Annotated in this window: 7 protein-coding genes; all 7 read right to left on the minus strand. The window is 39.8% G+C overall.

The features are described 5' to 3' along the window. Positions 1-50: 50 nt before the first annotated feature. Positions 51-1,640, minus strand: coding sequence for a type IV secretory system conjugative DNA transfer family protein (locus VKY50_RS07270; RefSeq protein WP_324300360.1), 1,590 nt, complete (start codon positions 1,638-1,640; stop codon positions 51-53). Positions 1,641-1,660: 20 nt separating this feature from the next. Next, positions 1,661-2,464, minus strand: a complete 804-nt coding sequence (locus VKY50_RS07275; RefSeq protein ID WP_324300362.1) for a DUF4138 domain-containing protein — start codon at positions 2,462-2,464, stop codon at positions 1,661-1,663. Next, positions 2,461-3,417: a conjugative transposon protein TraM gene (gene traM / locus VKY50_RS07280; protein WP_324300364.1), complete on the minus strand. Its 957-nt coding sequence runs from the start codon at positions 3,415-3,417 to the stop codon at positions 2,461-2,463. The genes VKY50_RS07275 and traM overlap by 4 nt, the downstream gene beginning before the upstream one ends. Beyond that, complete coding sequence (locus VKY50_RS07285; protein WP_324300366.1) at positions 3,398-4,024, minus strand: conjugal transfer protein TraK; 627 nt, start codon at positions 4,022-4,024, stop codon at positions 3,398-3,400. The genes traM and VKY50_RS07285 overlap by 20 nt, the downstream gene beginning before the upstream one ends. A 22-nt stretch (positions 4,025-4,046) precedes the next feature. Then, positions 4,047-4,871 (minus strand): hypothetical protein, encoded by an 825-nt coding sequence (locus VKY50_RS07290; protein ID WP_324300368.1) that lies wholly within the window; start codon positions 4,869-4,871, stop codon positions 4,047-4,049. Next, the gene (locus VKY50_RS07295) at positions 4,871-5,428 is read right to left on the minus strand and encodes a conjugal transfer protein (RefSeq protein WP_324300370.1); all 558 of its coding nucleotides are present in this window, start codon (positions 5,426-5,428) and stop codon (positions 4,871-4,873) included. The genes VKY50_RS07290 and VKY50_RS07295 overlap by 1 nt, the downstream gene beginning before the upstream one ends. A 32-nt stretch (positions 5,429-5,460) precedes the next feature. Next, a partial coding sequence (locus VKY50_RS07300; RefSeq protein ID WP_324300372.1) for a VirB4 family type IV secretion system protein occupies positions 5,461-6,846 on the minus strand: 1,386 nt, incomplete at its 5' end.

The raw sequence follows: 6,846 nt of genomic DNA on the forward strand, positions 1-6,846 counted from the left end.
CAGGGCTGTTTTCAACTGGGCACCACATTCATCCCCTTTAAATGAGAACGTTATTTATCCGACTCAAAAAGCAACCTTACTTCCTTATAAACCCGCTTAAAATTAGCCTCTAAATCCGCTTTTGTGAATCGTTTGGTGTCCTTGGGTAGCTCTTTTTCAATGCCCCTTAATTTGAATTGGACTTTTTTATCCCGGCCGTCAGCATAGGTAATAAACTCTCCCTGCTTTAACCTAAAAAAGACATTGGCTCTAATTTTGGGAATTTCTTTTTCCCCTGTGGTTACACGAGTATCAAAATTTAAATTATAACCACGATTTACACTTTTAGTAGGGTCTTTGACAATTTCAAAGAAACGTTCGTAATACTTTGCAGTATCCGGATCATTGGCCTTGCCGAAAAACTGATAAGAAAGATTGCTCAATATCGCCTTACTCGCCTTATCGCCATACATCATATCATTTTGAATCTTGTCCTGCATTACATAGACTGTAGAAATATTATAGCTCCGTAATGTTGCCGGAATACGGTGCATATTCAATAATCGAATAGTCGGCGCCTCTTCCATCAACAGGAATGAAGGTTCGGAATTTCGTACACTCATCTGCTTGGTTATAGTGTGGATAATAGTGGCAATCACCGGTGAATAAGAACTTTCATATTTGGGATTGTTCACCACAGCTATCACGCAAGGGTTTTCGTTGCTATTAATGTTCAACGGCACTTCATCTTCAGACAACGCCATAAAAATCCGTTGGGTACTGATGCGTTTTAAAGCATTCGCCAAGGTGCTCTTCACTCCTGCTGTTTGTTTATCGGAGTCCTTCCCACTGATAAAAGCATCCGCCATAGCCCTTGAAGTAATATTGGATTCCAGAAAACATATCAGGCGATCGGTATCCAGGTATTGATAAATGGCAATCAAATGTGGCAGCGTGCAGAATTTCGGGTAGGTCGTTTTCAGTTTCCAGATGAGTCCTCCAATCAAACCTTCTGCAGCATCATTAAAAAACTTGGATGTTCCCGTTGCACCTGATTCTCGGTTTTCTAAGAGATTTTCTATAATCACCCGCGATATTTCATGAACGCTTTCTTCATTCTCTAAATAGTGTGGCGCAATAGGATTTACCCGGTGAATGATCTTATCGAAGGAAATGATCTTAAATGGGATTTCGCCATCCATAAAAAGCGGATAGGCCATTTCGGTAAGTTCAAAATCCTTATAATCGTGAATGATACCACAAAATTTTTCTTTCCGAAAGTGTCTTAAAAATGCATATACAATACTTTCGGTTTTCCCACTCCCGGCCGAACCAATAACCGATGCTCCGCGTTTAATGTTATCCAATTTAAAGTTACCTCGGGTTGTTTGGAAGGTAACTTGATAACGCGGGTTGGTAGCATTAGGCACTTGGGCATTATGAAAAAAGACGTAAAAAACCGTGTTAATCAATAGTAGCGGACAAATTATATGAAGCAATACCAGCGCCATTTGATTCCAATACTGAAAAACAATAAATACAAGCAGTATTAGCAAGTTGTTAAGAAAAAAAGCATTGTTAAGAACTTGGAACAATGCGTAGCATAGTATACTTGTTAATCCAATAATTACCAAGCAAGTAAAAAGAGTATCAATATACATGGTTAAAAAAATAAATAATTTTAAGGGTACCTTAGATTATTTAAAACAACTCCCCGACCACCATTAGCCTCCTGAAGCTCCACCTGAAGCCTTTGATGATCCCCTAGCACAAACCTCTCAAACACCAACACGAACCTATGGCGCTGCACATTTTTGATGCTACTAGGCATTTGAAACCTATACAAAGGCTTAAGCAGAATGCGCTGATAAGAAGCATTCTGGCTCTTTTTACCACTAACCCTATACACATTTAAAAAATCAATATCAAACCGGATGCCAGAAGCATTCGACACCTCAATAACCAGATAGGTCTCCGATTTATAATACGCAATCCGCTCCAACTGTACTGTAATTCCGGCTTTTCGCTTACGTTTTAAGTTTCGAGGTTTTGACTTTAAAAGATATTCACAAAATTGCTTAAATTCATTTAAAGCCCCAGATATACCTTCCACTTTTTTCGCTCCCACCAAACGCTCCTTAACTGGAACTGCACTTGCGATGGAATTTTCTGCATCAATAAAATAATTCAGTTTCGGTAAACTATCAGTATACTTTAAAATAAACGAGTAAACAGCACCTGTATCCGTAACCACCAGTAAATTACTCTCTTCCCCCGGCTGGGCCTGTAACAGCCCAAAATACTGCTCCTTCTCCCTGTTGTAGGTAAATACAAAATGAGAAGCCCCGGTTATCCCTTGAACAATGGCTTCGGGAAAAAACAAGGCCACATTCTTTTTATCATTAGCGTAAATTGTATTAAGCGGTTTTTGCGCCTGTAGTACACCACACACAAGTACTGCTATCCATAATCCTATATTTTTCATTTTTTCAATTTTAACGTTAATCTATACCCATCCAGCACCCTCACTTTAACCTTGCGATTACTACGCCGAAAAAGCTGTTTAATTCCACTAACCTGGGGAACTCCGGTAATATTAATATCATCCACCACATCACCCAACAGCTGCTGCTGTGCTTCTGCCCTAAAGCTGTTCTCTATATAAACACCCTGACCACCATCCTGAATATCATAAGCGGTAAGTCTCACCGGATTTCCCTTAATATGCTCAATACGAATCATTGTCCGATTCGGCTTAAAGGATACAAAACCATATACAGGCGTATTTTTGGCAAACCACTGCCCATTAATCTGAGCCGGTTCAGTAAGGCGCATTAAAAGCCTAAAATCCTTCTTTACCACCTGCGATCCATCTACACGAACATGAATAACATCATCGGTAATCCCAAAAACCACCTCCTCTTTAGGATTGGATGCAAAAAACAATTGATGCTCCAAAGCGCGTTCCTTAGCGGCAATCTTCTGCTGTTGTACTATCTTCTGCAAATTCTCTTCTGTCGGATTAGTCTTTGATGATGTAGCTACCGCTCTCGAGCTGGCCCTTTGCGACTTTTGTTTAAGTGCATTTAATTTCTTTAAGCGTTCATTGCGCTTTTCTCCAAGGGCATATACGCTGTCAATTAAACGTCGTTTAACAATACTATCCATATCAGCGTGATAAAACCCCAGCGTATCGATCAAATGTTCTTGGTAAACACTAGGTGCATTAAACTTCCGCTGCTGTTCAATAGCCTCAATAGCCTCCAGTTTCCCGTTAAACTCTTGTGCACCCCCCTTTAATTCAGGAACAGGAATCTGACTGGTATTAAGCGAGGCTTCCTCCTTGTCTCCAAAGGTGACAACAGCATAGCTAACGATAAAAAGAACCACACTCAGCACAATGCCACCCATCACCAATTTACCTTTCTGTATCTTCATAATTCTCAAGTTTTCTTAATGCATTTTCAAAAAAATCAGTCACCAGTAACCCATGCGGATTATGCGGAAAATTCCGGTCCACATGTAGTAGATTACCCGAGGTAGTCAACTGATAAGTATCGGTCACCTCACCCCTTCGAATCTCAAACACCACCACGCTGCGAAAAGAAAAATAATCACCCTGATCCTCAAGCTCGCTATCAATAGAAAGCACCTTTTGAATCAGTGAATACTGTAGCAATCTGTTATAAATCCCTTCTGACTTTTTCTGCTTGTATAACTCACTAACAGAACGATCCCCGAGCCAAAGCGCCTTTTCCAAATTACGCTTATAATTACTAGCATCAATCCCATAGAAGTCCTGATGAAAAAGTTCCAGATGCGCCAAGGCTTCAACCTCAAAGTTCTCCTTCACCTCCACTAACTTTAACGGAATAACGCTCCCCTTGGTAGATATAGCAAAAGCGCTATTAAGCGACTTCTGATGCATGGTAAAAGCCATCCAAACCGAAAAGGCACTACAGCTCATAGCACAGATCACCACCGTATAAACAATAAACCTGTTGAGATTTAAAACGTTGTAAATATTTTTATAAGGAATCTTCATCTATTTTGATTTTTAAAAAAAATTAATGTGTAAATAAGCGAAGGGTAAAAGAAGTAGCCCTACGGTAGAGCTTAAATTTCAGAAGCACTATAAAACCGATTGTAGCACATTGAATCACCGGAGCAAAGAATTCACTTCCCCAATCCGTTCCAAAGAGCGTATCCCAAAAATTAGTAGTAATCTCCCTATACAGGGCATTTATAAAAATGTTCACCAAAAAAAAGGCCGGCACCAGCAGATATACAGCTGCATAAAGCTTAAAAAAAGTAAAGGCCAAGGATCTAAACTTTTCAAAGACCGCCAAACTGATCACAAACGGAAAAAACACCTGCATGATCCCTAGCAAAAAATAACGCTCCGCCAAAAACAGCGGATAGATAAACAAATCCAACAGCCAAAGTCCAACCCCTAAAATAAAGGCCAATATTTTCATCCCATAAAGTGGTGTCACCAAGGCTTCATACAAGATAGACATCGCCTTTTTTGCAGCCTCCAAAGCCCCAACATCCTGCTCCAAATCGATCTCCTGCAATTGCAAGGGAAGAAGCGCCGGAGCAGTGTCCCTGTATTGGTTTTCAATAGCCACCAAGATCCCATCAAAAACACCCAACACCTGAGTTGAAAAGATCACCAAAATAACAATTGTAAAGTTCTTGGTAAGTTCTGTCGGGGTAAGTCCCCACGTATGACCATCGGTGGAAGCAATACCTTCATTGTATTTTTTTAAAATGTTGATCAAAAAAAACAATACCGCCAAGCCTTTCATTCCGGTGATGGTATACTGGGAAAAATCACTCGCTTTAATGGTCTGAAAAACCGCATCAACATATTCCAAGCCTATTCCCATTAGTACGCCCCTTCTCTATCGTTCAACCGCTCTTGCATCTTACGAAACGAAATAATCTCCTTATAACGCCTGGTTTTATTTTCCACCTCAATTACCATCTCATCCGATTGCTGCTGGTAATCCTTAAGAAGCTTAGCACGCTCCGCATCAGTCATTTTTAAATAATCACTGGTTAATATCCGATCCACATAATTCAAAGACTCCATGGATCGCTCTAGGATCTCATTAAAGGATCGGGTAACCCTATTAATTTCATTCGGCTTTATAAATGGAGAATGGAGCACCTCTTGTAAGTCTCCTTGTACCATACCAATGAGCTTTTGATTATTGGCTATCAGATCCTGCACGGCACTCAGCTGCCTGACTACATCACTCACCTTCTCTATTTGCTGCTTCTGATCTTTTAAAAACTCCACCGTTTTTAAAAGATTGGAAGTTTGCTTCCCTGATTCTATAAGCTGCTTGGCAAGACTTATAAAATTGGTATTATCATACACTGGCATCCCCTGGGCGGTCGCACCGCTGGGCAGGCATAAAAAAGTAAAAGATAATACCATTATTAAGGTTTTAATTTTGTACTTCAATGTTTCTAGTTTTTAGAGTTAATAAATTCGTTAATTGCTTTCTCCATATTATGGGTCTTGTTATAAAGAGCCATGATCGCTTCACTCTCAGCCCCATCGGTGAGATACGCCGCATGCACCTCTGGCGGCACTTCCAAGCGGAAAATGTTACTCTGTTTCCCGATCTTTACAAAGATTTCTGTGTACTTACGTGCTCCGCTAAGGTTATTACGAATCGAATACAACTGATTCACATCATGAGAAGATAATTTGAGTCGCTCCTGGAGCGCATCATAACCCTTCTCATTTCGTAGACTATAAATCACCTGGGTGTTTTCCAATATACTAGCAGAGGTACTGTTCTCTGGCAACTGATTAATGGATTGAAGAATAATACCAATAGCCCCGTTTTGTTTACGAATAGCTTGGTAGTAGAATTCTACACTTTCTAGTACATTATCAAACTTCAATTGCTTAGCAAACTCATCAAACAAAATGATTCCTCGCTCCGAGCGATTGCGCCAAATGGTTCGCTCAATGGCCGACTTGATAAGTTTGAGCATAACCGATAGAATTTCCTTATTGTCTTGTACTTCATCAAGTTCAAAAACAATCATGCGTTTATCCTCTATCCTATATGTTTGATCCTCCACCTCACTAAACAAGAAACCATATAAACCATCCCCAACATATTCTGAGAGAATATGCAGAAAATTATAGGTGCTAAAATGCGTTTCTTGGATTGTTAAATCCTGTATCAGACTTTCTTTGTGCTGCTCCACAAAATGATACAAGGAAGCCAATGAATGAGAGGTTCGAACATGGTTGTAGTAGTACAACAACACTTTTTTCATGGCCACTTCTTTACCCTTAGCAACCGATTTACCTTCGGCTAAAAGTTCCAATAAGAAAATCGAAAGATCTTCTAACCGTTCAGGGGTTAAGTCAGCTTCATCAGTAATATAAAAGGGATTGATACCTAAGTTTTTTCCTTGCTCGTATCGTAATACGATGTGCTCATCAGGATACAGTTTAGCAAACTTGGCATAGGAACCACCTAAATCGATGATCACCAGACGTACCTTATCTTCAAAATACTGCCGAAGAATATTATTAGCCAAGAAAGATTTCCCTTCCCCAGTAGGTGCAAAAATGGCAAAGTTCCGTGCCTTGATGCGTTTCTTTTTTTCATCCCAAACATCCTTAAGAACAGGAACATTGTGTAGTCGGTCGTTAAAAATAATACCCGTGTTGTCAGAGCTATAATTGGTGCTATTGATCCATAAACATAAGGCATGTTTAAGATCGGTGACATACAGATCATCATTAGAGAAATTAGAAGAAAAACAAGGGTAAGAATTCAAAAAATAATGCTTGCGCTGTTCCCCTTTAGGATAGTAAGGTACAATATC

Origin of the sequence: Galbibacter sp., from assembly GCF_035306585.1 — a bacterium.
Taxonomy (GTDB): domain Bacteria; phylum Bacteroidota; class Bacteroidia; order Flavobacteriales; family Flavobacteriaceae; genus Galbibacter.

What these genes read in the sequence shown, in the direction of transcription:
- VKY50_RS07270 (WP_324300360.1), bottom strand. Translation starts at nt 1,640, where the DNA reads ATGTATATTGATACTCTTTTTACTTGCTTGGTAATTATTGGATTAACA.
- VKY50_RS07275 (WP_324300362.1), bottom strand. Translation starts at nt 2,464, where the DNA reads ATGAAAAATATAGGATTATGGATAGCAGTACTTGTGTGTGGTGTACTA.
- traM (WP_324300364.1), bottom strand. Translation starts at nt 3,417, where the DNA reads ATGAAGATACAGAAAGGTAAATTGGTGATGGGTGGCATTGTGCTGAGT.
- VKY50_RS07285 (WP_324300366.1), bottom strand. Translation starts at nt 4,024, where the DNA reads ATGAAGATTCCTTATAAAAATATTTACAACGTTTTAAATCTCAACAGG.
- VKY50_RS07290 (WP_324300368.1), bottom strand. Translation starts at nt 4,871, where the DNA reads ATGGGAATAGGCTTGGAATATGTTGATGCGGTTTTTCAGACCATTAAA.
- VKY50_RS07295 (WP_324300370.1), bottom strand. Translation starts at nt 5,428, where the DNA reads ATGGTATTATCTTTTACTTTTTTATGCCTGCCCAGCGGTGCGACCGCC.